The 591-nt window shown below is 65.7% G+C and carries 1 protein-coding gene; it reads right to left on the bottom strand.

Annotated elements, in window-relative coordinates; all coding sequences use genetic code 11:
- On the bottom strand, positions 1-488 hold a 488-nt coding region (locus tag ACFOGJ_RS24025), incomplete at its 3' end, for a DUF4372 domain-containing protein (protein WP_379905422.1).
- Positions 489-591: the final 103 nt, after the last annotated feature.

Below are 591 nucleotides of genomic sequence, written 5' to 3'. Positions count from 1 at the left end.
ACTTCGTAGAAGACCGGCAGCGCCGCCTTCGGGTCGAAGACGACATGCACCTTTGCGGCGATCTTGCCGTTCTGGAACCGGGCCCAGCGCTCCGCGCCCCGGCCGGGCAGCACAAGGGTGGAATCTACCAGCCGAAGCTGCTGGCGCGTCTGTCGTGCCTGGGTCGGCGAGAGCTGTTCCAGCAGGGCCGGGATCACGGCCTCGAAGGCCGCCGCAGGACGCCACCTGTTGGCATCGGACAGGGTGGAGCGGCAGGCCGGCCTGATGCGCCGCCTGCGCAACGACGGCGCGTGGCTGGCAAGGCCGGCCTCCAGATCGCGCAGGCCTTTCACCTCCAGAAGCTGCGCGGCCATCAGCGCAACCAGATGGGAGCGCGCATCCAATCCCCGATGCCCGGCGTCCATCCCATGGGCCTTCACGGCCCGGTCGAAAGCACCCCAAGGCAGTTGCTGCAGAAGACACGAAAACACCGTAGCTTGGACCGGCATGGCATTGCTCTCCTTCGGAACCGAACATTCCGCCAGAACGCTCGTTTCCAAGTAGAATCAATGCCATGCACCCCGTCATCCGAAATCGTGCCGGACAGCACTG

This window comes from Marinibaculum pumilum, assembly GCF_042646425.1.
GTDB classification, from domain to species: Bacteria; Pseudomonadota; Alphaproteobacteria; order Ferrovibrionales; family Ferrovibrionaceae; genus Marinibaculum; species Marinibaculum pumilum.
The sequence above is the reverse complement of the archived record's forward strand: the minus strand, read 5'-3'. Positions and strand labels throughout refer to the sequence as shown.